Source organism: Liquorilactobacillus satsumensis DSM 16230 = JCM 12392, from assembly GCF_001435195.1.
Taxonomy (GTDB): domain Bacteria; phylum Bacillota; class Bacilli; order Lactobacillales; family Lactobacillaceae; genus Liquorilactobacillus; species Liquorilactobacillus satsumensis.
The window spans coordinates 90835-114505 of the sequence record NZ_AZFQ01000026.1 but is presented as its reverse complement, the minus strand read 5'-3'; the positions used below and the strand labels follow the sequence as shown (position 1 = coordinate 114505).

Sequence of the window (23671 nt, the reverse complement as noted above, 5' to 3'; positions counted from 1 at the left end):
TTTAAAGAATGTATTGACTTAAGTCTTTATCTGCTGCAATGTCACCAATTTTATTGTTTACGTAAGATTCTGTAATCGTAATCTCACCCATCTGCATGTCAGGTCCTTCATACAAAATATCTTCCAAAAGTCGCTCCAAAATGGTATGCAGACGTCGAGCGCCAATATTTTCGTTTTCATGATTGATGCGATAAGCAATTTCAGAGATCCTGCGAATTGCTTCGATGGTGAACGTGACTTTAATATTATCAGTTCCAATTAAGGCAATGTACTGTTTAACCAATGCGTTATTCGGTTCTGTTAGAATACGAACAAAATCTTCACTCTTCAATTCATTCAATTCCACTCGAATCGGAAAGCGTCCTTGTAATTCGGCAATTAAATCACTGGGTTTACTTTCATGAAATGCCCCTGAAGCAATAAACAAAATGTGATCAGTGTCAAGCAAACCATATTTTGTCTGCACCTGTGAACCTTCCACAATCGGTAAAATGTCACGTTGAACTCCTTCACGTGAAACTTCCCCTGCGTTTTTTTGCGATTTTGAAGTTACCTTATCAATTTCATCAATAAAGATAATTCCGGTGTCTTCTGCTCTTTTCAGGGCACGTTCAGCAATATCAGCAGTATTAACTAGTTTTTCAGATTCTTCTCTAATTAAAACTTCACGCGCTTGGGCAACAGTCATCGTTCTTTCAACCTGCTTAGGCGGTGTTAAAGCACTTAAGGCGTCTCCAAGATCAACCCCCATTTGACCCAACATCCCGTTTTGTCCCTGGAACTTGCGTGTTGGATCAGCAACCTTCACAGTAACTTCTCGATTTTCCAGTTGTCCGCGCTTGAGCTGTTCACTCACAGAAAGTCGTTCGTCGCGTACTTCGTCAGTAACCTCTTCTTCAGCCGCCTGAGTCTGCCCAAAATTGGCAGGCATCTTCCCACTTTGGAGATCACGAAACAGCTGCATAAAGTTCTGCTGTTCATTGGCCTGCTTTTCTTGACTCTTTTTCTTTGCGGGAACTATCAGTCTGATCAACCTTTTTTCTGCATTCTTCTGAGCTTCTGGTCTAATCTGCTGGAACTCAATTTCTTCTTCCATCTGATATGCAACTTCTACGAGATCACGGACCATTGATTCAACATCACGACCAACATAGCCGACTTCGGTAAATTTTGTTGCCTCAACCTTTATAAAGGGCGCTTGCACAATTTTTGCAAGGCGTCGTGCAATTTCTGTCTTACCGACCCCAGTAGGCCCGATCATCAAAACATTCTTAGGTGTAATCTCTTCTTGCATTTGACCAGTAAGCTGCAAACGGCGGTAACGGTTACGCAAAGCCACCGCAATTGCTTTTTTGGCTTCATCTTGTCCAATTACATATTGATTTAGTTCCTTCACAATCTGCTTGGGTGTTTTATCAATTGGTTTCATTTAATAGATCCCCCTGTATTTCTGCTAAAGTTCCTCTGCAATAATATTATGGTTAGTAAAGATATCAATATCTCCGGCAATTCCAATGGCAGCTTTTGCAATTTCAACCGCTGACATGTCCGGAGCATGTTTTTTCAGTGCCTTTGCGGCCGCAAGCGCATAGTTGCCACCAGAGCCAATCGCTAAAATTTCATCATCTGGAGCAATCACTTCACCGCCACCAGAAACCAGCAGCAGTTCGTGTTTATCCATTACGATCAACAAAGCTTCTAGCTTCTGTAATGTTTGGTCGCTACGCCATTCCTGCGCAAGTTCAACCGCCGCGCGCTGCAAGTTACCACTGTATTCATTAAGCTTCTTTTCGAAACGTTCCTCTAAGTTAAAAGCGTCTGCCACACTACCTGCAAAGCCGACTGCTACTTTGTCATTGTAAATTCTGCGAACTTTGCGTGCAGTGCCTTTCATAATGACCTTCTCGCCCATTGTTACCTGCCCATCACCAGCCATTGCCGTGTGTCCGTTGTGATGAACGGCACAAATTGTTGTTGCATGAAAAGAAATTCCTGACATCTTTTTTCCTCCTAAAATAACTAAGCTAATTTTAAATTAAAGTAAAACATCTGTATTAAGCACGGGGGAAAAACTTACGATAATCCCGCTGCAGATGTTCTTTAGTAACATGCGTATAAATTTGAGTAGTTGAAAGACTGCTGTGCCCCAGCAGTTCCTGAACGGCACGCAGATCTGCTCCATTATTCATTAAATGTGTTGCAAAAGTATGCCGTAATTCGTGTGGATGAATTTGGGTTGTCAAACTGCTTCTTGCAACAATTTTTTTTAAAATATAGGCCACCCCTGCAGCCGTCAACGGCTCACCATGATGATTCACAAAAACCGCTTCATGTTCCTGGTGGTATTTAGCCATTAGAGGGGTGCGTGTTACCGAAAAATAACGAATTAGCGCATGCTGGCAATATTTACCAAAGGGAACATAGCGATCCTTGCTCCCTTTACCATGCAGCAGCATCGCTTTCATATCCATATCGACAGCCTGCATTGTCAGTCCCGTACATTCACTAACACGCATTCCAGTATCATAGAGTGCTTCAAGTAAAGCGTTATCACGTACAAGCATCGGGTCATCACCTTGCGTAGCTGCGAAAAGCGCAGTCATTTCCTTTTCATAGAAAAAATGCGGTAACGGCCGTGGATGACGCTTAAGTTGGACATAAGAAAACGGGTTATGGTCAGCATAACCATTTTTTTCGAGAAAATGGTAGAAGGAACGCAGGCTTGACAACATTCGTGCAATTGAAGTTGACTGATAATTACGATCATACAGATAACTCATATAGACGTGCACATCGAAGCGACTAATTGCCTGAAAAGAAGTTGCACCTCCGTTAGCTGCAATAAAATCACTGAAAATCTTTAGATCGTCAGTATAAGCCTTAAGTGTGTCGGGGGAGTACCGCCGCTCTACACTAAGATATTGTTTGAAATCATTAATCCATTCTTGTTCCATCAAAAAACCTCCACCTTAACGCTACTACTTTAGCATAAAAAATGGAGGAATGCCTCATGTTCGACTTAATTTTACAAAGAACTAAGAATTAAATAATCGCTTTAAATCAGCAATTACTTTTGCAGTTCTTCTGCATAATCACAGTGACTGCACTTAACTTGCAGTCCCCGTTTTAGCTTTTTTTGCACTAAATAATGACTGCACTTGGGGCAATTGCGCCCAACCGGTTTGTCCCATGAGACAAAATCACATTCAGGATAACGTGAACAACCATAGAAAACTCGATTTTTTTTGGATTTACGTTCCAGAATTTGACCCTTATGGCACTGTGGACATTCAACCCCGATTTCCTTTGTGATTGGCTTGGTATTGCGGCAATCAGGAAAACGGCTGCATGCATAGAACTTCCCATAACGTCCCAGCTTAACCACTAAAGGTGCCCCACAAATATCACAATTGATCCCTGCAGGTTCGTCTTTGATCTTAACCTTGGCCAATTGCTCACCCGCTGCATCAACCTCTTTAGAAAAAGGACGGTAAAACTGATCAATTACTCTGACCCACTCTTGTTTTCCTTCTTCAATTTCATCAAGTTGTCCTTCTAGTTGCGCGGTAAAATCAACGTTCAAAATATCTGGGAAACACTTTTCAATCATTTCATTAACAATCTCACCCAATTCAGTCGGTTCAAATTTGCGAGCTGTCAACTTAACATAATAGCGTTTCTGAATCGTACTCAAAGTTGGAGCATAGGTGGAAGGCCGTCCAACCCCATTTTCCTCAAGGGTCTTAATCAAAGTTGCTTCGCTATAACGCGCTGGTGGAAGTGTAAAATGCTGATTAGGTTGATTCTGAACGAGCTTAACAGTATCTCCTTCTGTTAAATCAGGCAAAATGTTATCCTTGCGTTTACTCTCAGCATAGACCTTAGTAAATCCTGGAAATTTCATTTTCGAGCCTCTTGCCCGGTATAAGACTCCATTTTGTTCGATGTTAACACTCATCGTATCCACAATTGCAGGGGTCATTTGACTTGCAACAAACCGCGACCAGATCAAAGAATATAACTTCAACTGATCCTTGCTAAGATAATTTTTTAATGACTCAGGCGTGCGTTTAACTGCTGAAGGCCGGATGGCTTCATGAGCATCTTGTGCACCTTCAGCAAGCTTGCCTTTGCGTGGTTTAACTGCCGCATATTCAGCACCATAAGTGTCGGTAATAAAGGTGGCCGCCTCATGCTTAGCGATTCCGGAAATTCGAGTCGAATCAGTTCGCATATAAGTAATTAAGCCCACCACGCCGCCTTTTCCAATATTAATTCCTTCATAAAGCTGCTGTGCAACCATCATTGTTTTTTGTGTCCGAAAGTTCAATGAATTATTGGCAACCTGCTGCATTGTACTTGTAGTGAAGGGCAGTGCAGGAAACCGTTTGCGTTCCTTACGCTCAACCTTAGTAATTGTAAATGGTTTAGTAGGTTCAAGCTGTTTGAGTATCTTTTGGGTTTCTTCATTGTTATTAAGTTTAAGCTTTTTTCCATTCAAACCATAAAAGCTGGCTTCAAATTTAGTGCGCCCATGCTGGAACTGTGAATCAATCGTCCAATATTCTTCAGGTTCAAAAGATCGAATCTCTTGTTCCCTTTTAATAATCAAGTTAAGGGCAATCGACTGGACACGCCCAGCACTCAATCCCTTTTTAATTTTAGCCCATAAAAGTGGACTGATTGAATAGCCAACTAGCCGATCAAGAATTCTGCGTGCCTGCTGAGCATCCACCAAATTCATGTCAATTGCCCGCGGGTTCTTGAATGAATTCTTAACAGCATCTTTGGTAATCTCATTAAAGACTACCCGATTTTTATCCTGAGGATCGAGTCCCAGAATATACGAAAGATGCCACGCAATCGCCTCTCCCTCACGGTCAGGATCGGCTGCAAGATACACACGTTGGGCTTTTTTGGCTTCTTTTCTAAGTTCCTTGATGACATCGCCCTTACCACGAATAGAGATGTAATGCGGCTCGTAGTCGGCAGCAACGTCAACTCCCATTTTACTCTTAGGCAAATCACGGATATGACCTAAACTGGCCATTACTTTGTACCGCGAACCTAAATACTTCTCAATCGTTTTAGCCTTGGACGGTGATTCAACGATCACTAAATTCTTTTTTGGTTTTCTTCTTGTTGTTTTCTTTGTAGGTGTTTTTTTCTGGACCTTTGGCATCGACCAAACTCCTTTAATTACAGTGTCTTTTTTTGTTCACAAAAATCGGTAATAATGTTATGCCACGAATCCGGTCTTTGTCAAGTGTTAAGAAATTCTTCTATAATATCCTGCGCCTTCAAAACCGGTTTGGCCCCTGCAAGCAGCAATTCGTTTGTTCCCACTGAAAGCGGTGAAGTAATTGAACCGGGAACTGCCAAAACATTTCGATTTTCTTGCAGCGCCAAGTTGGCAGTAATCAAACTGCCGCTATGATGCCGGGCTTCAATTACAAGTGTCGTTTCGGCCAAGCCTGCAATAATCCGATTACGTGCAGGAAAATGGTGCCTGCGAGGGGGAATACCTAAACCGTATTCACTTAACACTAAGCCATTGCGCGCAATGGCTTGCTGCAACAAGCGATTCTGTGGTGGATAAAAAATATCTAAGCCACTCCCAATCACCGCCACCGTGCGCCCGCCATTTGAGATTGTTTGTTTATGAGCAAGGCTATCGACCCCGCGCGCAAGACCACTAAGGGTTACAATACCAGAAGAAACAACTTCTGGCAATAAGACTTGCAAGACTTCCTGTGCATACACAGAATTTTGGCGCGCGCCCACCACTGCTAGGAGCAAATGATCGTTTAGTAAAGCTAGATCGCCTCTGCAAAATAAGACATTTGGCGGTGCATAAGTCTCACGCAGCAGCTTTGGATAGTCCTCATCAAAAAGCGTGATAACTTGACTGCAAGCATAATTTTGAGCTGCCCATAATTCCATTTTAGGGCCTGTAAAAGCCCGCCAAAATAACTCTCTTTTGGTCCCGCTCAAACCTAAGAGACTGTCGAGTTCAGCATTGCACGGTACTCTTTTTTGCTCCAGTATCCAAGTATAAACTCGCCCAACAGCCTGCGGACTAAGACCTGCACTCAAATGTAATTTAACAAGTAGCTCTTTGGATTCCATTTAAATCCCCCCGTATTTTGATTATCTATAAAATACGCAAAAAGGAAGATTACCATCGCTACTCCAAGTATCGGGAACGTAATGGTTCAAAAGTCAAACGGTGCAGCGGTGTTACACCGTGTGCCGCAATTCCCTGCAGATGCTTGGCAGTTCCATAGCCATCATTATGTGCAAAATCATATTCAGGATAGAGTTTTGCATAAAAGGACATCAAATGATCCCGACAGACCTTAGCGACGATACTGGCGGCAGCTACACTGACACTTTTGGCATCTGCTTTAACCAGTCGTAACTGCGGAATCTTAGTTTCGAGCTGCATTGCATCAATAATCAGCTGTTGAGGCTTGATCTGCAGGCCATCAACCGCCTGCAACATTGCTACCCTGGCTGCCTGATAGATATTGATCTGGTCAATCACTTGATTATTTACGGCCCCGACAGAGACTGCGAGTGCTTCGGTTAAAATTTTAGCATAAAGCTCTTCTCTTTTATGTGCTGTCAATTTTTTGGAGTCATTTACTGCTAGCAAAGAAAAATCATGCGGTAAAATAACTGCAGCAGCAACTACAGGACCCGCCAACGGTCCCCGCCCCACCTCATCAACACCGGCAACTAAGGGGACACCTTGTTGCCAAAAGCCTTGTTCGTATTTAAAACGTGCTTTAAAGTTTTTAACAAGCTCTGCCTGTTGTGCTTTTTTCTTTAAATAGTGTTTAAGTGCTTGCTGGACTCCTTTACGCTGATCTAGCTGTAATTCCTCTAACAGGACTGCAGTTGGATGCTGTGCAAGCTCTGCTTTGATCTGTGCGATCGTTAAGTTAACTTTAGTCATTGATACACCAGCTCTTAAATATTTTCAGGAACTTGATCAAGCGTGTAGCGCCCTAATTTGTTTCTGCGACAGTCCAAAATCATTCGTTCGCTTGCACGATCATAATCATCACGCATTCCAATTTGGTGCGTAATCTTTAATAAAAGATCTGGCAAATTCAGCTTGAGATCAGCTTCTGCAAGCTGATAGCGGCTCCGTAATTCTTGCGGAGCCTGTGCAAGAAAATGCTCCAAAAGATACAATGCAACGTCGTCTTTGGCATAAAGCGTATCCTTAATAGCACCTGTCAAAGCCAATTTTTTACCAACGAGGGGATCCTCGAATTTGGGCCACAAAATTCCTGGAGTATCAAGTAAAAGCAGGTTGCTGCCTGCCTTTAGCCATTGCTGTGCTTTGGTGACACCTGGTCGATTACCGACCTGTGCGGCTCTGCGTTTTAACAGTTGATTCAATAAAGTCGACTTGCCGACATTCGGAATTCCAATACACATCACTTTAATTCTTTTATGGACAATACCTCTTTGATGCTGCGCTGTTAATTTAGTCTGTAATACCGTATAAATTTTTTGCTCCAGCGCGCGTAGATCACCCTTTTGACTGTTAACAGCTAAAGCCGGCTGCCCTGTTTTTTCATAATAACTAACCCAGCGCCGAGTGGACTGCGGATCAGCCAGATCTTCTTTTGTCAAAACTACAATGCTTGGCTTATTTTGTAAAATTTCTACCAATTGAGGATTGCGAGAAGACTCAGGTAAACGCGCATCCACCAATTCTAAAACGATATCGACCTGTTTGACATTTTCTTTGACTTGACGTAAGGCCTTGGCCATATGACCAGGAAACCATTGAATGACTGCCATATAAATATTAACTCCCTTTTAATTGTGACCAATCCATCTAACTTTATTTAACGGCCAATAAATAATGAGCGCTTTGCCTTTGATCCAGCTATCTTCTACTGGTCCAAAAGTCCGTGAATCTTTACTGATTTTTCGATTATCACCCAATACGAAATACTGATTAGCTGGCACGCGTGTGGTTCCAATTAATTCTGCTAATTTAAAGTCGGCCGTATAAGGTGAATGTTTGCCCCGTAAAACAGACCGGAGAAACTTTTCTTGATAAATTTTTCCGTTGATATAAAGATGATCATTCCGATACTCGAGCCGATCCCCTGGCATCCCAATGACCCGTTTAATATATGTCTGCCCATCCGGCATTTTAATCGTAACGACGTCAAAGCGCCGAATCTTGCCAAAATTCATGACCAGAGCGTCTTCTCTTGAATATAAAGTCGGCTCCATTGAATTGCCTGCGATCTGCAATGGAACAATCAGAAAAGACTTCACAAAAAGTGCCGCCAATAAGGCAAAAAAGACTAAAGGAAACCAGTAACTTAAATGAAACTTTTTACGAAATCTCTTCCAGCTATGTTTCACTGCCTTGTGTCCTCCACTTTTAAGACTGCATCTATTACTATTCTAACAACTCCTGTTCTGGCTGGCAAAATTATTTTTTCTAATGCGTGTACACCGGTTCCTCATCCGCTTCAGCTTAAGTCCCAAACTTGTCTGATTTACGGGTTTAAGTGCAGCAACTGCCTTTTAGTCCACATTTCAGCATTAGCTGTTTGGAAACCAAACAAGGGGCTGTGACAAAATTTAACTTTTGTCACAGCCCCTCTTTTATTCCGGATAAACGTGTTCCATAAGTCAAAATTTTCCGGCTAACTTCGAATTACTCATAGTAAAGTACTCGCTATGTTCGTAATGTCGAGTTAGCACTCAAATTTTCCCGACTTATGTCACACACTCCTAATTTCGTTATGCGCAACCCACTTAGTTTTAGTTTTGCAAAGCGACTTTCAATGCTGCCTGATATGCATTGTCACTAGCTGCAGCTTTAGCCGTTGCTAATTCCTCTAACTTATTGATCGTTGTGGCATCAGCCTTGCCACTTTGTTCCAATTTGTTATCTGCCTGGAACTTCTTAAGTGCAGTAGCTGTCTCGGCACTAAAGTAACCCCTAGCATCTCCAGGTGTGTAACCTAGAGCCTGCAGTAAGACTTGCATTTTTTTAACTTGGCTGGAAACATCTCCTTGTTGATAGGTTTGCTTAGTATCAATTGCAGTCTGGTATGCATAACTAGGAAAATCTGCTTTAATTGTTGGTTGGAGCCCCTTATGATGAATCCAAGAGCCGTCTGGAGTTAACCATTTTGCAATCGTCATCTTCAGTTCAGTTTTGTCACTGAAAGGCAGTGTATTTTGCACCGTTCCTTTTCCATATGACTTGGTCCCAACCAATTTAATATTAGCAGACTGGTTCAAAGCTGCAGAAAAGATTTCTGCCGCACTAGCACTGCCACCGTTAATTAAGACAACAGTTTTTTCCTTAACCTTAAATCCACCATCATAATTTTTACCAGCCTTATAAACCTGGGCATTCTGTCCTCGCGTCTGAACCTGCAAGATAGTCTTGCCGTTTTCGACAAACATTGATGCCATCTTCAAGGCCTGGTCCATCAAGCCACCCGGATTATCACGCATATCAATCACAAATGACTTAGCTCCTTGTTTGCGCAAGGTTTTAATTTCGCTCTTGAATTCTTTAGCGGTATTCTCTGAGAAAGTTGAAACTTGAAGATACCCAACCGTCTTATGTTGTTTGTCAAGATGACCAGTTACGGTCTTGACTGGAATCTTTGCGCGCGTCAATACTTTCGTGAAAGTATCACTCCCGCGACGAATCTTCAAAGTTACCTTAGTTCCCTTTTGACCTCTAATCAATGAGACTGCCTTGCTTAAGGAAACTCCTGTCATCGACTTGCCATCAATCTCTTCAATGATATCATTGGCTTTTAATCCTGCTTTTTTAGCGGGCGTATTGTCAATCGGTGCAATAATTTCGATATGGGAACCATTCTTGCGTACCTCAGCCCCAATACCGGTAAAGCTGCTTGAAATGGTATCATTCAAAGACTGAGTTTCAGTTTTTGACATGTATTCTGAAAAAGGATCTCCTAATGCGTTAACCATTCCAGAAAGCGCTCCGTTTTCAAGTTTCTGGCGGCTAACTTTTTTATAATAATTGTTATAAAGCGCAGAGTAGACTGCCTCAATTTTTCCAAGTGAACTATTAGTCTGTTCTACCGCTTGCAACCGTTGATTCATAAAAATAAAAACAGCGCCACCGCCAAGTAACAGCGTCACTAACGCAGTGACGATCAGTGTCAGTAGACTGAATTTTTTAGGTGCCTTCTTCGGCGCCTGTTTGTTTTTCTTAAACATTCTAAAACCTCTTATTCATTCAAATTATTGCGCTCTAATTCATTTTTTCGAGGTACATCTGCCAAGCTTGATCAAAAATAGTCATTGTTGGCAAATAGTTCCCATTCAACTCCAGATATTGTGAAAGCGTTTCATAATCATCAGCCTGTTTGGGAAAGCCTTGATCATAAAAAGCATTGTTGGCAAACTGTGCAACTTCATCGCTGCTATTAGGATTGCGCTCGGTCATTAAAAATTGGTAAAAACTTTTGCGATACATTGCAGTCCCTTCTTTCACTGTGCTGATTCAAGCGGAATATCCACGCGAAAGCGAAAATCGTCTTTTTGCAGATCTATTTTTTGAGCTCGAATACGGACACCTTGCTTCAATGAAACTTCGCTAAGATGCAGCGTAATTGTCTTAGCTCGACTGTTAATTGTCATCCATTTGCCTAAATTATAATTATTTTTAACATAATTTAAAATAAAGGATGGTGGAACATTCAGTGAACCAATTGCGACAGACTTGGCATGCAAAACAATGTTGCCGCCTGCCGTAACTGTCGGACGTGTATACAGTGAAAATGAAACATTTTGCCCTAGAATCTTAGTTGTTCCCACGAGTGCCACTGATTGGCCAACATTAAAGAAATACTTGATTTTCTTTCCCTTCTGCTGCTGTGTCAGATAATGGTTAACGACCCCATTTAACTGCTCTTTATTCATTCGTACATTAAGCGTTGTAAATCTACCTGTTAACTTTTGTGTCGTCACTTGTTTTTGCACCGTGGTCGTGGTGGTCGCTTGGTGTACTAAGAACAAACCAGATCCCAGTACCAATGCCAACAAGAGTCCAAATGCCCACTTCCAATAATTTGGTCTTTGTTTATCTGGTGCATGCGTTCTTTTGCGAATCATTTAGCCCCCTCCTTATTTAACCAAGTCGCTTTATGCTTAAGCATCGTTGTATAAAGCTGATCAGTCATATACATATACCCTCGCAAGTTTGGATGAAAATGATCTGCAGCTGACAAATAATTGTTTTTTTCTTTTTGATTCTGCAATATTTTATCAAGCCGTGTTGTGTTGACAGTATTTAGATCTGTCAACGTGGTCTTTTTCAATTGCTGCGTCTTCCCTAAATACTGACCTTCTGAAAGCTTCTTTTCAATATTAATGGGGTAAACTCTACTTTGCTGCGCAGCAGTTGCAACAGTTACCTTATTCCACTCAGTTGTATATTGCTGCAGTTTAGTTAACGTCGGAAAATAAACATAGAAAGGGTTATAAACACTAAACAAAAAAATCGGCGCCTGTTGATTATAGCTACGAATCTTTGTTAAAAGCTGTGAAATCTTTTGTGTATAGGTTTTTTCTGCACTAGGCAAGGCACTTGCCAACTGATCTGAAGTCAGTAAGGAAAAATTACGTTGTAAAACCTGCATCAAATCATTACCGCCAACAGTCATGACAATCACATCGGCTCTTCGCAACTGCTGCTGCATCTTTTTTTGTTGCTCAAGCCGTGCTAAAATTTGATCGCTGCGATCCCCAGCTTTTCCAAAATTCTGTGTTGAAACTTGAATGTTTTGCTTTGTCTGCAGTTTTTGTTTAATCAGGCTGACATATCCGCCTGTTGCAGTAGGATCTCCCACACCCTGTGTCAAAGAATCACCCACAGCTACCAGCTTAAGCTGCTGCTTTTTGACCACCTTTTGCGCACTTGAGCTGGTTTGCTGGTTTTCCGTATGTGGTGCTGCTGTTAAAAAAATAAGTCCTGCATATACGAGTCCTGTGAGAACCAGTAACACGCTCCAAAAAATCAGTGTTTTTTTAATAACTTTCACGCACATTCCTTCCCTATCTGTGACTTTTATTTTATGGCCTCAAACTTTTTATAAACGCTACAAGTATACCAAAAATCAACAAGGTTTGCATGCTGGTCTGCTGTTTAGAAAAAACTTAGCAATTCCTTATTTTATTGCGTAAATCCAGGCTGCTTTTTATAATTTTGAGCAAAAAAAGAGGAGGTCGCGTCATCAAGCTCCTCACTTTAAGTCCAAATTATGCATACTCCACAACTAATTATGCCTGTAATTCGTATTTTTGGTGCGCAATTTCCAACTGACGCTGCGTCTCCTCTTATTCAGTAACTATTTTCTGCGATACACTTTAAAGCTATGGGCATAAGGGTTCTGATGATCAACTAGTCCTTGAGTTGCTGAAATCAATTCAAAATCAGCCATCTTTAATTCCGGCATTTTAGTATCTGCGGTAAATTCAGCGTCAATTTCTGTTACATAAAGATAATCAACCTCATCAGCAAATGCTGCGAATAAGGAAGCCCCTCCGATAATAAAAATTAGTTGCGTTTCTGTGGCTAACAAACGCCGTAAATCCGCCAGGGTATGCACAACTGTCACCTGAGCATTTTCTGCGTATTTATCGGCAAATGCCGCAGAACGTGTTAATACATAGTGATGTCTATGTGGCAAAACTCCAGGCAGGCTTGCAAAAGTCTTGCGTCCCATCACAATCGGATGCTGCGCTGTAGTTTTTTTAAAATACGCAAGATCCGCCGGCAACTGCCAGGGAAGGTGTCCTGCTACACCGATCTGATGCTTACGATCCTCAGCCCAAATATAAGCTAACATCTTGATCCTCCTTAAACATTTAAACCGAAACTGGTGCCTTAATCCCCGGATGTGGATTGTAGTTTAAAACTTTAATATCTTCCATTTCAAAAGCAAAAACATTCTTTTTTTCAGGATTCAGCCACAAAGTCGGAGCTTCTTTAGGCGCTCTACCAAGTTGCTTTTTAATCTGTTCCAAATGATTATTATAAAGATGCGCATCGCCCAAAGTGTGGACAAATTCGCCGACTTCTAAACCGGTTTGACGGGCAATTAAATGGGTGAGCAGTGCATAACTTGCAATGTTAAACGGGACTCCCAAAAAAACATCTGCACTTCTTTGATATAGCTGACAGCTCAATTTACCATCAACAACGTAAAACTGAAAAAGCGTGTGACATGGTGGCAGCGCACTAGCCGGCACATCTTCAGGATTCCAGGCAGTCACTATCAAACGGCGCGAATTAGGATTCTGTTTAATATTTGTAATCACATTTTGAATTTGATCAATCGTCTCACCCTTACGTGTCTTCCAGTGGCGCCACTGAGCCCCATAGACATCCCCTAATTCACCATACTTCGCTGCAAAAGAAGGGTCCGCTAAAATACGTGCACAAAAATCTTGTTTTTGTTTTTGGTACTCGGCCGCAAAAGCAGCATCTTTTAACGCACGATGACCAAAATCGTGCATCTCAGGTCCAGTATATGCGCTACTTTCTACCCAATTCTTAAAAGCCCACTCATCCCAAATATGGTTGTTATGTTGTAATAGATAACGAATATTTGTGTCGCCACGTAAGAACCAGAGTAGTTCACTCTTAATTAGTCCAAATGCAACTTTCTTAGTTGTTAGCAAAGGAAAACCTTTGCTGAGATCAAAACGCATTTGATATCCAAACAGGCTGCGGGTTCCGGTTCCGGTCCGGTCACCTTTAACATGCCCTCTTTCAAGAATTGTGCGTGCAAGTTGTAAATATGGCGTCTCCAAAATTGCCATTTTAAAGCCCCTCTCTTTATTCTTCAAATTGGCTAAGGTAATCCCAGCGATTCATCTTTGCTTCGATTTTTTGATCAGCCTGCTCTACTTGACGTTGCAGATCACCGAGTTGTGTATAATTACTACCTGGGAGTGCTGCCATCTGCTGTACCAGTTGTTGCTTTTCTTGTTCCAAGCGGTCAATGACTTCTTCAATCGCTTTCAACTCAATTTTTTCAGCATAGGTTAACTTTGTCTTTTTCTGACTTGCATGTAGTTCTTTTTGCTGCGTAGGCTGTTCTTTTTTATTAACAGACTGGTGTTTTTCAAAGTCCTGATGCTCTTGTAAATAGTTACTGAAACGGCCAGTATACTGTTCAATCTTGCCCTTTCCGGAGAAAATTAATAGTTGTTGGGCCACCTTATCCAAGAAATAGCGGTCATGCGAAACGGTGATCACAGCACCATTAAAGGTTGCTAAATAATCCTCTAAGACAGTCAGCGTTGCAATGTCAAGATCATTTGTAGGTTCATCCAAAAGCAATACGTTTGGGCTACTCATGAGCAACTTTAATAAATAAAGTCTACGCTTCTCACCCCCAGAAAGCTTACGAATCAAGATTCCATGCATAAAACGTGGAAAAAGGAATTGTTCCAGTAATTGCGTCGTACTAATGTGCTGACCAAAGCGATCAACTACATTTTGAGCATAGTCGTTTAAATAACTAATCATGCGCTGATCACCCGGAATCGGCTCCATTTGCTGCTTGTAATATGCCAACTTCACGGTCTGCCCAAGCTCAATTACACCGCTATCCAAAGGTAACAAACCCGCACAGACATTTAAGAAACTCGTTTTGCCAGCCCCATTTGCACCAGTAATGCCTATGCGGCTGTTAGCTTGTACTAAAAGATTGAAATCTTTAATAATTTGGTGTTGGGCCACTTTGAGCGTCCCATTTTTGATTTCAATGACCTTTTTCCCAAGCCTTTGCTGCTTTAGACTAATGTCAACCTGTCCTTCTTGTTGTGGCTCATGCAAATCACGTTTTAATTCATTAAAGCTGTTGATACGCGCCTGTTGTTTCGTAGTTCTAGCCTTAGCTCCCGTGTGCATCCACGCAAGTTCTTTTTTATAAAGCTGCTGTTGTTTATGCGCAGCTTCTTCTTCTAAAGTTACCCGCTTTGCTTTTTGTTCCACAAAGTCTTGATAATTTCCCGGATACGTATATAGTTTCCCAAAAGACAATTCCATAATTTGCGTTGCAACCTGATCCAAAAAATAGCGATCATGCGTAACGACTAACAGTGCACCCTGATAAGCGGCCAAATAGTCCTGCAGCCAATTAATCGAATCAAAGTCCAAATGGTTAGTTGGTTCGTCCAACACCAGCAGATCGGGCGCCTGAATCAGAACCTGGGCCAAGCCGACACGTTTTTTCTGACCTCCAGAAAGAGTTCCTACTTTTTGCTCAAGCTGTGTCAAATGCAGTTGCGACAAAATCGTCTTAACATCACTTTCGGCACTCCATGCGTTTTCGCGATTCATATTCTCTTCAGCGCGCACGTACCTCTGCTGGACTTTTTGATCTTCGGGATTTTCGCCATATTCTTGCAATGCTTCTTCATAATTCCGAATTGTTTGGAAAACAGGTGCAGCACCTTCAAAAACCGCTGTAATTATGGTCGCCTGTTCATCAAGTTCAGGAGTCTGTTTCAAATAACTGATACGATAATCGTGCGGTGTAATCAATTGACCGCTGTCAGGTGAATCAACACCGGTCAACACATTGAGTAAAGATGTCTTTCCGGAGCCATTCGTTCCAATCAAACCAATGCGGTCGTGTTCATTAATCATAAAATTTAAATTTTTAAATAGTGTTTTTTCACCATAAGTTTTACTAAGCTCTTCAACTCTTAATGTTTGCATATTGCCACTCTTTCACTCCAAATGATTTTGCTGTGCGGTCACGGCAGCCTGCAATAGTACCTGTCGTTCATTGGGAAGCTGACCCGAAACAACCGCGCGTTCAAGCTGATCAAGCAGTTGTCCAATATACGGACTGGGCTTAATTGCTAAAAAGTGTAGTAAATCGCCGCCATTAATTGCTAATTCATGCCTTGTTTTAATCGGCAGCCGTTCATAATGCTGCGCAATTGCAGCAGCATTTTTTCCTTTACCCATCACAGTTGCGGCTTCATTTGCATAAAGCAAACAATCTAGGCCAGCTTGATATTCATCCCAGGATGTCAACTTCTTTTCCTGTTCAATCTGCAAAATCCGCAAAGTTTTTTGAACAGTTTTGAGCATCTCGTTTGAACTCTTCCAAGCTTTTAAGAGTTTAGTTGCGGTTCGAAGCGATAACCCGCTTAAGAAGCAAAAAAGTGTCCAAGCTCCTTCTTCTGTTTGTAGCGTAAACGCTGGAAACTGCAACAACTGCTTTAAAACCTTTCCCTTATCAAAAAACAAAGGACAATATTGATACAAGCCTGTTTTAAAAAAAGCAGCTAGGCCACGTTGGGGATTTTTGCCCAGCAACAGTTTTGTCCATTCTACGTAAATACGTTCAACCGCGATTTTTTGCAATAGTTCAGCATTTTCTGCGATCGCTGCTAATGTACTGTCCTCGACCTTAAAGTCCAACTTACTAGCAAAACGGACTGTGCGCATCATGCGCAAGGCGTCCTCATGGAACCGTTCATGTGGATCACCAACTGCTCGAATCACTCTGTTTTTCAGATCCGCTAATCCAGCAAAAAGATCAATAACCTGACCATTCACATCCATAGCCAAAGCATTAATTGTAAGGTCACGTCTTTTAAGATCCTCTGCTAAGGACCTGACAAATTCAACTTTATCCGGACGACGAAAATCCTGATACGCTGATTCTGTTCTAAAAGTCGTGATTTCATATGCACGCCCGTGGTCCATTACCGTCACCGTTCCATGCTCAATGCCAGTGTCGATCGTTTTCTTAAAGAGCTGCTTAACCTCCTGTGGGTAAGCACTTGTTGCAATGTCAACGTCATGCAGTGGCACTCCTAAAAGCGTGTCCCGCACGCATCCTCCCACAAAGTAAGCTTCAAATCCAGCGTCCTGGATCCTTTGTAAAATTACCTTAGCACTTTGAAACTGATGCGGCAGTTTTTGAATTCTCATAGGATATGCTCAAGCCCTACGAAAAGTTCGTCATAATTTTTGATCTTAGAAATCGCAACTGCCACTCCAGACATAAATGAGATCCGATCGAATGAATCCTGTCTGATTGTTAAAGCCTCACCAAGTCCACCAAAAAGAACTTGTTCATGTGCCACATACCCGGGCAGCCGAACACTATGAATCTTCATCCCTTGATAATCAGCTCCACGCGCACCTGGCAATGTTTCTTTTTCATCTGGGTTGCCCTGCACTTTTTCTTTGCGGACCTTAGCGATCATTTTAGCGGTATTCAAGGCGGTCCCGCTTGGAGCATCCAGTTTATTGTTGTGATGCATTTCAATAATCTCAACATCCGGCAGGTATTTTGCCGCTTGTTGTGCAAATTGCATCAAAAGTACCGCAGAGATTCCGAAGTTCGGTGCGATCAACCCCCCGACTTTTTTCTCCTTAGCAAGACGCTGCAACTCACCTACCTGCTCATCTGTCAAACCAGTCGTCCCAATAACTGGGGAAATCCTTTGTTCAAGCGCAAATTTAACGTTAGCAAAAACTGACGCTGGTGAAGTAAAATCAACCCACACATCCAGCCCTGCGCTTTTAATCTGCTGCAATTCGCTGTAAACTGGCACATCCAGTGCTTGATACTCATTAATCTCATTGAGGTTGCTTTCTGTCGCTCTTGGATCATAAACAGCAGCTAATTCAAAATCCTGATTTTCATTGACCATCTGAACCGTCGTTTTACCCATTCTGCCTTTGAATCCTGCAACAATAACTTTTATCATAACAACCATCCTTTTCCTGTTAGCTTTTCCATTTTATTCTAACAGATTGTTTTATCTCTTGCATCATCTTCTAAAGAAACGAAAAACAAATAGGATTCGACCCCACTGCCTAAAAATTGTGTTATGCTTTTGCAGGAAGTTCTTTAAAAAGACGCACGGGAGGAAAACTCATGTATCAAACCAATACCAAGGTCCGCTGGGTGGACTTCGTGATGATTTCACTAGGATGTGCCCTATATGCATTTGGACTTGTGAAAATCAACATTGCAAACAAGCTGGCTGAAGGCGGAATTACAGGAATTACTTTGATTATCCGTTATTGGCTTCAGATTGACCCTGCATTATCCACCATCATCCTTAATCTACCGCTAATTGTGATTGGCTATCGTTATCTAGGCAGAACTGCACTTATTTACACTCTTTTTGGAACCCTCTCACTTTCTTTTTTTATTTGGTTCTGGCAGCGAATTCCAATTCAAATCAATATCCATCACGATCTCTTCATCGCAGGTCTGCTGGCTGGATTACTCGGCGGAACTGGCTCTGGGATTGTTTACCGCTTTGGTGGAACAACTGGTGGAACTGATATTGTTGCACGTATTTTCGAGAAAAATCAGGGAATTTCAATGGGTAAGACACTGTTGACGCTAGATGCAGTTGTCTTAAGTGCTTCCTTGAGCTACGTCGATCTGCGCAGAATGATGTACACCTTGTTGGCCTCATATGTTTTTTCAAAAATTGTCACCTTTACACTCGAAGGAGCCTACGCCGCACGCGGTGTTATTATTATCAGTGCACAACATGAGCAGATTGCGCAGGATATCATGCAGCACTTAGGCAGAGGCGTCAGTTACCTGCATGCAATGGGCGGTTATTCTAAAAAAGAGTATCAAGCAATCTACTGTGTTGTCAGCCCCAGTGAATTAATGTTGCTCAAGCACATTGTCAGTGATTGGGATCAACGTGCTTTTGTATCAATTCTGAGTGTCAATGAGGTGCTTGGTGAAGGTTTTTCTTATGATGCACCAAAGAGAAAGTTAAACCTCGGCGGCAAGTCGAAAAAAACGTATTAAAGATGCTCGAAACGTTTTTCAAATGAGCAAAAAACTGACAAAAAAATTTAAAAAGTGATATTTTGAGGATAGCACTACTGTTGGCTAGGTTATGATAACGCCTAGTCTTTTTTTGTGGTTAAATTTTTTGTCTCTTAACATGCTGTTTGCTGATGGTAATTCCAGCCGCTTTTTGTTGGAATTTTTTTAATAATTTTACTTCTGCTACAGCTGCCTTTAAATGAGAATAGTTTTTATTTTTGTGCTAAAATGGTGTAAATAAACTGTGAAAGAAGGTCAAAAGATGGCACTTAACAACCGCAAATTGGATCATATTTTGGAAGATCGCGGCTTGACCAATTTAGATCCTGATACACTTTGGCAAGTCAAAGCAATTTTAAGTGAACTTGAGGGTGAACAATTGCTTAAAAATAGTAAAAAAATAATTTCAAGTGATTTTGTTGCAGAAAAAGCAACTGCCAATTATTTGCGTGCGGTCGTTGAACAAAATTGGGTCATTATTTCGCAAAATAACCGTATTATTGAAAAGCTCTCTTCAAAAAGCTGATTCTTATAAATGGAAAAAGCAAGTCAAACTTTAATATTTGGCTCCGTTCCACAACGCAGCAGTGCGATTATTACAAACTAAAGTTAGGTCGCGCTATAATGTAGTTAATAAATTAGGGGGCTACAAGAATGATTGGATGCAGCAGTTTAACGTTGAACACACAAGATCATAAACATCTCTTGGCACGTACCATGGATTTTACTATTGAAATGGCAGAGGAAGTTATTTTTGTTCCGCGGGGCAAAAGTTTTAAGACAAACTATACGAGTGCTGCAAAGATCACTGCAAAATATGCAAACATGGGAATTGGTCAGTTGAATGATCATGCTCCCATCCTCTTTGATGGACTCAATGAAAAGGGACTGATGGGTGCAACACTCTACTTCCCACGCTATGCACATTACAGCCAAAAAATGATGCCTGAGCGGACTAACGTTTCACCGGATAAGGTGATCGCAACTGTCCTTGCAACAGCTGCAAACCTCACAGAAGCAGCCACTCTCTTTAAAAATTCACTTAACATTGTAGCGCAAGAAAATGCAACGATTGGGACTGTTCCGCCTTTGCACTATATTTTCAGTGACCAAAGTGGTGCCAGTCTAATTGTTGAACCGCGGGCAGATGGCGTACAGCTGATTGAAGATTCGATTGGTGTAATGACCAACAGCCCAGATTATCGGTGGCATGAAAATAATTTGCGAAATTATCTGACTGTCACTGCACAGCAACATGCTCCGGTTAAGTTCTTGAATAAGACACTCTTTCCCTTTAGCCAAGGATCCGGTACGTTTGGCCTGCCAGGTGACTACACCCCGCCTGCGCGCTTTATCCGGGTGGCCTTTTTGAAAAATGCAGCCACTCAAGCTGCTAATGAAATTGCGGGTATTTCACTCTTACATCACATTCTAGAAGCAGTCAGTATTCCGCAAGGTGCAGTCGTTACCGAACGCGGCACCCAAGATTATACCTGCTATACGGCTTATATGTGTGCAGAGTCGCTTTCTTTTTACTTCTCGACATACTTTAATCAAAGAATCAACAAGATTTCTTTAGCTCCTTTGCTGCTGGAAAAGGATTACAAAATCTTCAAAATAAATAATCATGAAGATCTGCATGAATTAAATTAAGGACAATTCTGGCTGAAAAACCAATCGTTTTCATGCAAATTATTTTATAAATGTTAAAATGCTACCCAAATGAGTTAAGGGACTGTGACAAAAGTTAAATTTTGTCACCGCCCCTCTTTTATTCCGAATAAACGTGTTCCATAAGTCAAAATTCTCCGTCTAACTTTGAATTACTCATAGCAAAGCACTCGCTATGTTCGTAATTTCGAGTTAGCACTCAATTTCCCCGACTTAAGTCACACTCTCTTAATGTTTACTAGTGAGCTTTTTTCTTTAACAAATCACTGATCAACTGAATGACGCTCTTTAATCTGAAAATCCGCTGCATGCTCAAACATGTAGCGCACTGTTCGCCCTTTGGTCCCAGTTAAAACTTGAAAATCGTCAGTGTGTGTTGCCATTTTTCCCAAACGAATTGCTTTTCCAAAGGTCACCATTCCTTCTGAAGAAAATGGTGCGCTTGACCCTTCTTTGAATTGTCCGTCTGTTGTCCGTGGCACTCCCATTTTATCAAAAAGCGCGTAATCCTCTTCATCAGAGATCTCTTGATACTTGATCTGGTTACCGGTGACTGCATTTCCGATCTTAATAAATTCAGAAATAGTGAGCAGTTCTGGGCCGTTAATATTTAAAATTTCACGGTGCAGATACGGATTAGCAAGTACTGCTGCAGCCGCTATAGCACAATCCGCACGCGAGATATAAGCCATCTTTCCAGTACCCTGATTATTACTCAATACTCCAGTCTCCAACATCGCAAAATAGTTCGTAATCATTGCCTCGGCGTATTGCGAATTACGTAAAAAAACATAATCTAGTTTGGTGTTTTCAATATACGATTCGGTCCACGCATGATCGATTTTTTCAATGCTTGGATTGCTTGGATCAGTTGCATTAACTAGCGAAGTATAAATAAGCTGTTTAACATTGCCTGCAACACAAGCATCAATTACATTTTTGTGTGCCCGCTGTCGTTTTTCACCCACAAAGGGCATCGAAATCAAAAGCAGCTTATCTGCATTAGCAAAAATTTTAGTTAACCCTGCAACATCATTGAAGTTAGCAACCGCCGTTTCAATTCCGCTTTCTTTATACTTAGTCAAGCCTGCTGCTTTTGGAGCCGTAAACAACAATTCATTGTGTGGGACTAACGCTTGTACTCTTTCAGCTACGCGCGCCCCAAAATTACCATCGACACCTGTTACAATATACTTACCCATAATCAAGCACTCCTTTGATATTTTTTTCACAATCTTTACCACCCGATTATAGCATGCTTACTTAAACAAGCAGCCTTCCGTTTTAGGGAGGAGTTTAACTTATAGTTAACCAAGGAGGAATACCATGGATGACAAGCTTAAGTACTTTCTTTACGCAGCTCAAAATTTAAGCTTTACTAAGACAGCTGCACATTTTTTTATTTCAACTACTGCAGTCAGTAAAGCCATCGCCAACCTTGAAGAAAAAATTGGATTTCCACTCTTCAAACGCCGCTATAATTCGCTTGAACTCACCCAAGCTGGACGCAATTTCTATGAAAACGCGCGTTTTATTGCACTCGACTATGAAAATGCCATTAAAAGCGGACAACATTTGTATAAAGATTCACAGCCTCAACTAACAATTGGTTTTTCTAGTTTATACGAAAGTTGGTTGCTGACACCACTTTTAAATGAATTTCGTCAACATCATAAAATCACTTTTAACTTTACACAACGCAGCATCGAACAGCTTGCACAAGGCGTTAGTCATAATATCATTGACCTTGCCTATTCTTTTGGCAATCTGCCGCCTCTTCCCAACCTAGAGATGACAACTTTGCATCAATCTAATTATTTAGTCGGAATCTCCTGCACTAGCTCTTTAAGTCACGCTAAAGTGCTTGATCCTAGTGCGCTGCAAAATCAAACTTGTGGCTATTATAGTCAACCAACCTCGTTAAATGCTAAACGCTGGTTAAATGCAAAAGCCCAAGCAAGTGGATACCTTTTCAAATCCTTTAAACAATATGAAACACTACCCGCACTGTTATTGGCTGTCGCCACTGATCAATGCTTCGCCTTTTTTCCAGATTTCTGGGACAAGCAACCATTTTTCCCAGAAATTAAATTACGACCAACGACCCAACCCTTCGACAGTTATAAATTTGTAGAATTTAAGAAGCGACAATCTAGTGAACTGTGTACCCTGTTAAGTTCCGCTATCAAAAAAGCATTTGCTAATAAGTAATCCGCTTGTATAAGTATTTACTAAACATTGCATGTGCTATTTCTGGGTGGTCACATCAGGACTATCTTTAAAAGTCATTTTGCATTATGCTGGTATATATAATAGAAGCGGTCAAAAACAGCTCACTCAATTCACACAAAAGACTAAAACTTTGAGTCTTTTTTAACGATTGAGTTAATAAGCGACTGTCCCTTCTTTGATTAAGGATCCCGCACAAAATCGATACGGATCTTGCAACAATTAAATAAAAGGATGCGTGAAAATGAAAGAATATGATCCAGATTTTTTAGATTTCGTCCAGAGACTTGGAGAATGGTTTCACGAAGCGGAGCAAAATCAGTATGATATTTCGCAGTCTGAAGAAGCCTATGATGATGACATTGCAATGATCGCTGTAATTTCAGAATTAAACACATTCATTACAAAAAACGAAGCACTGTTAGAAAATCTCTTTAACACATATCGCCACAAGTTGGAATAACATTTCTTATTCTGCTTTTAGTCAAAATCTTTGCTGCTGTTTTATGATCTAAGGCATGCGCTGCTGAGCTTTCTGTGAATCCTTGCTAGACAACGTTTCTTGAAAACTATTTTGGTTATGTTTATCTAAAAATAATATTCAAGTAATAATTATTTAAATTCGGGGGGAAGCAGAATGGATAAAGATTTAACGTACTTCATGTATAGATTAGAAACATGTCTGGAAGAAGCTATTAAAGAACAGCAACAGGCTGCCGGGGGACCAGATTCTGTTGAAGATGACCTTGCGATGCTTAGAGTACTTGAGGAACTTGAAAATTATATAGACAGAAACGAATTTTTGCGCTGTTTGTTGTATCAAGTTTACCAAAAAAATCTGCATTAATTGACCTTAAGCAGCTCAAAAACCACGTGCACTAAATAAAAGGGGA

Annotated in this window: 24 protein-coding genes; 6 read left to right on the top strand and 18 right to left on the bottom strand. The window is 41.2% G+C overall.

The annotated features are described in order from the left end of the window. Position 1: 1 nt before the first annotated feature. The 17 genes from hslU to dapB form a co-directional block, all read right to left on the bottom strand. On the bottom strand, positions 2-1429 hold the full coding sequence (gene hslU, locus FD50_RS03705) for an ATP-dependent protease ATPase subunit HslU (RefSeq protein WP_056960353.1): 1428 nt from the start codon (positions 1427-1429) through the stop codon (positions 2-4). A gap of 24 nt (positions 1430-1453) precedes the next feature. Next, complete coding sequence (gene hslV / locus FD50_RS03700; RefSeq protein ID WP_054756567.1) at positions 1454-1999, bottom strand: ATP-dependent protease subunit HslV; 546 nt, start codon at positions 1997-1999, stop codon at positions 1454-1456. A 55-nt stretch (positions 2000-2054) separates the two neighbouring features. After that, positions 2055-2954 (bottom strand): tyrosine recombinase XerC, encoded by a 900-nt coding sequence (gene xerC, locus FD50_RS03695; protein WP_056960350.1) that lies wholly within the window; start codon positions 2952-2954, stop codon positions 2055-2057. Between the two features lie 113 nt (positions 2955-3067). Continuing rightward, on the bottom strand, positions 3068-5182 hold the full coding sequence (topA, locus tag FD50_RS03690) for a type I DNA topoisomerase (protein WP_056960349.1): 2115 nt from the start codon (positions 5180-5182) through the stop codon (positions 3068-3070). A gap of 80 nt (positions 5183-5262) precedes the next feature. Beyond that, positions 5263-6129, bottom strand: coding sequence for a DNA-processing protein DprA (gene dprA, locus FD50_RS03685; RefSeq protein ID WP_056960347.1), 867 nt, complete (start codon positions 6127-6129; stop codon positions 5263-5265). A gap of 58 nt (positions 6130-6187) precedes the next feature. Next, the gene (locus tag FD50_RS03680) at positions 6188-6961 is read right to left on the bottom strand and encodes a ribonuclease HII (protein WP_056960345.1); all 774 of its coding nucleotides are present in this window, start codon (positions 6959-6961) and stop codon (positions 6188-6190) included. A gap of 14 nt (positions 6962-6975) precedes the next feature. Then, positions 6976-7821 carry a ribosome biogenesis GTPase YlqF gene (ylqF, locus tag FD50_RS03675; RefSeq protein ID WP_054756566.1) on the bottom strand — a complete coding sequence of 282 codons (846 nt, stop codon included), beginning with the start codon at positions 7819-7821 and terminating at the stop codon, positions 6976-6978. Positions 7822-7839: 18 nt separating this feature from the next. Continuing rightward, a complete protein-coding gene (gene lepB, locus FD50_RS03670; RefSeq protein ID WP_056960344.1) occupies positions 7840-8400 on the bottom strand; it encodes a signal peptidase I in 561 nt (186 codons plus the stop codon). Between the two features lie 405 nt (positions 8401-8805). Beyond that, entirely contained in the window at positions 8806-10251 is a 1446-nt protein-coding gene (locus tag FD50_RS03665) for a S41 family peptidase (protein WP_056960342.1), read from the bottom strand. Between the two features lie 34 nt (positions 10252-10285). Then, positions 10286-10510 (bottom strand): YozE family protein, encoded by a 225-nt coding sequence (locus tag FD50_RS03660; RefSeq protein WP_054756562.1) that lies wholly within the window; start codon positions 10508-10510, stop codon positions 10286-10288. Between the two features lie 14 nt (positions 10511-10524). Further along, on the bottom strand, positions 10525-11148 hold the full coding sequence (locus tag FD50_RS03655; protein ID WP_054756560.1) for a YpmS family protein: 624 nt from the start codon (positions 11146-11148) through the stop codon (positions 10525-10527). Beyond that, positions 11145-12083, bottom strand: coding sequence for an SGNH/GDSL hydrolase family protein (locus FD50_RS03650; RefSeq protein ID WP_056960340.1), 939 nt, complete (start codon positions 12081-12083; stop codon positions 11145-11147). Before FD50_RS03650 ends, FD50_RS03655 begins: the two co-directional genes overlap by 4 nt. 300 nt (positions 12084-12383) lie before the next feature. Beyond that, positions 12384-12884, bottom strand: coding sequence for a dihydrofolate reductase (locus FD50_RS03645; RefSeq protein ID WP_054756558.1), 501 nt, complete (start codon positions 12882-12884; stop codon positions 12384-12386). Between the two features lie 19 nt (positions 12885-12903). Beyond that, positions 12904-13860, bottom strand: a complete 957-nt coding sequence (locus tag FD50_RS03640) for a thymidylate synthase (RefSeq protein ID WP_056960338.1) — start codon at positions 13858-13860, stop codon at positions 12904-12906. 16 nt (positions 13861-13876) lie between these two features. Next, the gene (locus FD50_RS03635) at positions 13877-15769 is read right to left on the bottom strand and encodes an ABC-F family ATP-binding cassette domain-containing protein (RefSeq protein WP_056960336.1); all 1893 of its coding nucleotides are present in this window, start codon (positions 15767-15769) and stop codon (positions 13877-13879) included. A 12-nt stretch (positions 15770-15781) separates the two neighbouring features. Further along, complete coding sequence (locus FD50_RS03630) at positions 15782-16999, bottom strand: CCA tRNA nucleotidyltransferase (protein ID WP_056960333.1); 1218 nt, start codon at positions 16997-16999, stop codon at positions 15782-15784. Beyond that, positions 16996-17784: a 4-hydroxy-tetrahydrodipicolinate reductase gene (gene dapB, locus FD50_RS03625; RefSeq protein ID WP_056960366.1), complete on the bottom strand. Its 789-nt coding sequence runs from the start codon at positions 17782-17784 to the stop codon at positions 16996-16998. The genes FD50_RS03630 and dapB overlap by 4 nt, the downstream gene beginning before the upstream one ends. Before the next feature lie 170 nt (positions 17785-17954). On the opposite strand from dapB, the gene FD50_RS03620 reads away from it, so the two are divergent. The 3 genes from FD50_RS03620 to FD50_RS03610 all read left to right on the top strand — a co-directional run bounded on the left by FD50_RS03620 (position 17955) and on the right by FD50_RS03610 (position 20531). Next, on the top strand, positions 17955-18857 hold the full coding sequence (locus FD50_RS03620) for a YitT family protein (protein WP_056960332.1): 903 nt from the start codon (positions 17955-17957) through the stop codon (positions 18855-18857). A 283-nt stretch (positions 18858-19140) separates the two neighbouring features. Beyond that, positions 19141-19404 carry a hypothetical protein gene (locus FD50_RS03615; protein WP_054756555.1) on the top strand — a complete coding sequence of 88 codons (264 nt, stop codon included), beginning with the start codon at positions 19141-19143 and terminating at the stop codon, positions 19402-19404. A gap of 128 nt (positions 19405-19532) precedes the next feature. Further along, entirely contained in the window at positions 19533-20531 is a 999-nt protein-coding gene (locus FD50_RS03610) for a choloylglycine hydrolase family protein (protein WP_056960329.1), read from the top strand. A gap of 281 nt (positions 20532-20812) precedes the next feature. On the opposite strand, the gene FD50_RS03605 is transcribed toward FD50_RS03610, so the two are convergent. Then, positions 20813-21751, bottom strand: a complete 939-nt coding sequence (locus tag FD50_RS03605; protein WP_056960327.1) for an NAD(P)H-binding protein — start codon at positions 21749-21751, stop codon at positions 20813-20815. Between the two features lie 124 nt (positions 21752-21875). Between FD50_RS03605 and FD50_RS03600 the strand changes: the two genes are divergently transcribed. The 3 genes from FD50_RS03600 (at position 21876) to FD50_RS03590 (ending at position 23625) form a co-directional block, all read left to right on the top strand. Beyond that, positions 21876-22760: a LysR family transcriptional regulator gene (locus tag FD50_RS03600; RefSeq protein ID WP_056960325.1), complete on the top strand. Its 885-nt coding sequence runs from the start codon at positions 21876-21878 to the stop codon at positions 22758-22760. 262 nt (positions 22761-23022) lie between these two features. Continuing rightward, positions 23023-23241, top strand: coding sequence for a hypothetical protein (locus FD50_RS03595; RefSeq protein ID WP_054756546.1), 219 nt, complete (start codon positions 23023-23025; stop codon positions 23239-23241). Positions 23242-23415: 174 nt separating this feature from the next. Continuing rightward, positions 23416-23625 (top strand): hypothetical protein, encoded by a 210-nt coding sequence (locus tag FD50_RS03590; protein ID WP_056960324.1) that lies wholly within the window; start codon positions 23416-23418, stop codon positions 23623-23625. Positions 23626-23671 lie beyond the last annotated feature (46 nt).

Excerpts from the sequence above, each read along its gene's own strand:
- hslU (WP_056960353.1), bottom strand. The coding sequence starts at position 1,429 with ATGAAACCAATTGATAAAACACCCAAGCAGATTGTGAAGGAACTAAAT.
- hslV (WP_054756567.1), bottom strand. The coding sequence starts at position 1,999 with ATGTCAGGAATTTCTTTTCATGCAACAACAATTTGTGCCGTTCATCAC.
- xerC (WP_056960350.1), bottom strand. The coding sequence starts at position 2,954 with ATGGAACAAGAATGGATTAATGATTTCAAACAATATCTTAGTGTAGAG.
- topA (WP_056960349.1), bottom strand. The coding sequence starts at position 5,182 with ATGCCAAAGGTCCAGAAAAAAACACCTACAAAGAAAACAACAAGAAGA.
- dprA (WP_056960347.1), bottom strand. The coding sequence starts at position 6,129 with ATGGAATCCAAAGAGCTACTTGTTAAATTACATTTGAGTGCAGGTCTT.
- FD50_RS03680 (WP_056960345.1), bottom strand. The coding sequence starts at position 6,961 with ATGACTAAAGTTAACTTAACGATCGCACAGATCAAAGCAGAGCTTGCA.
- ylqF (WP_054756566.1), bottom strand. The coding sequence starts at position 7,821 with ATGGCAGTCATTCAATGGTTTCCTGGTCATATGGCCAAGGCCTTACGT.
- FD50_RS03665 (WP_056960342.1), bottom strand. The coding sequence starts at position 10,251 with ATGTTTAAGAAAAACAAACAGGCGCCGAAGAAGGCACCTAAAAAATTC.
- FD50_RS03660 (WP_054756562.1), bottom strand. The coding sequence starts at position 10,510 with ATGTATCGCAAAAGTTTTTACCAATTTTTAATGACCGAGCGCAATCCT.
- FD50_RS03655 (WP_054756560.1), bottom strand. The coding sequence starts at position 11,148 with ATGATTCGCAAAAGAACGCATGCACCAGATAAACAAAGACCAAATTAT.
- FD50_RS03650 (WP_056960340.1), bottom strand. The coding sequence starts at position 12,083 with ATGTGCGTGAAAGTTATTAAAAAAACACTGATTTTTTGGAGCGTGTTA.
- FD50_RS03645 (WP_054756558.1), bottom strand. The coding sequence starts at position 12,884 with ATGTTAGCTTATATTTGGGCTGAGGATCGTAAGCATCAGATCGGTGTA.
- FD50_RS03640 (WP_056960338.1), bottom strand. The coding sequence starts at position 13,860 with ATGGCAATTTTGGAGACGCCATATTTACAACTTGCACGCACAATTCTT.
- FD50_RS03635 (WP_056960336.1), bottom strand. The coding sequence starts at position 15,769 with ATGCAAACATTAAGAGTTGAAGAGCTTAGTAAAACTTATGGTGAAAAA.
- FD50_RS03630 (WP_056960333.1), bottom strand. The coding sequence starts at position 16,999 with ATGAGAATTCAAAAACTGCCGCATCAGTTTCAAAGTGCTAAGGTAATT.
- dapB (WP_056960366.1), bottom strand. The coding sequence starts at position 17,784 with ATGATAAAAGTTATTGTTGCAGGATTCAAAGGCAGAATGGGTAAAACG.
- FD50_RS03620 (WP_056960332.1), top strand. The coding sequence starts at position 17,955 with ATGTATCAAACCAATACCAAGGTCCGCTGGGTGGACTTCGTGATGATT.
- FD50_RS03615 (WP_054756555.1), top strand. The coding sequence starts at position 19,141 with ATGGCACTTAACAACCGCAAATTGGATCATATTTTGGAAGATCGCGGC.
- FD50_RS03610 (WP_056960329.1), top strand. The coding sequence starts at position 19,533 with ATGATTGGATGCAGCAGTTTAACGTTGAACACACAAGATCATAAACAT.
- FD50_RS03605 (WP_056960327.1), bottom strand. The coding sequence starts at position 21,751 with ATGGGTAAGTATATTGTAACAGGTGTCGATGGTAATTTTGGGGCGCGC.
- FD50_RS03600 (WP_056960325.1), top strand. The coding sequence starts at position 21,876 with ATGGATGACAAGCTTAAGTACTTTCTTTACGCAGCTCAAAATTTAAGC.
- FD50_RS03595 (WP_054756546.1), top strand. The coding sequence starts at position 23,023 with ATGAAAGAATATGATCCAGATTTTTTAGATTTCGTCCAGAGACTTGGA.
- FD50_RS03590 (WP_056960324.1), top strand. The coding sequence starts at position 23,416 with ATGGATAAAGATTTAACGTACTTCATGTATAGATTAGAAACATGTCTG.